This window comes from Flavobacterium sp. LMO6 (genome assembly GCF_009495795.1).
Classification (GTDB): domain Bacteria; phylum Bacteroidota; class Bacteroidia; order Flavobacteriales; family Flavobacteriaceae; genus Flavobacterium.
Genome location: NZ_WIBH01000084.1, coordinates 1 through 292 on the forward strand (window position 1 = coordinate 1; position 292 = coordinate 292).

A 292-nucleotide genomic window follows, 5' to 3' on the forward strand; every position below is an offset into this window, starting at 1 on the left:
GCTAAACACGTTGGTGCTGTTTCTAAAACTACAGGTGCAACTGGTGTTACTAAAATTGGTAAATTACTAAACTGAGCTGACGCTGCTGATGTACAAGTAGCATTAGATGCCGTTACTTCGTACATAGTATTTAACATCATTCCTGATATTAATCCTGCTGCATCTACTGATGGTCCTGCTGGTGTAAATACATACGTTAATGCACCATCGTAATTACTGATTTCACTAAAACCATCTGCCAAACAAGTTGGCGCTGTTGTTGCTATTGTAGGTACAACTGGCGTTACTAAAA

Annotated in this window: 1 protein-coding gene; it reads right to left on the minus strand. The window is 39.0% G+C overall.

Annotation, left to right across the window (positions count from 1 at the left end):
• Positions 1-292, minus strand: a 292-nt coding sequence (locus GFJ99_RS13990; protein ID WP_162524037.1) for a hypothetical protein, incomplete at both ends; no start/stop codon positions are given.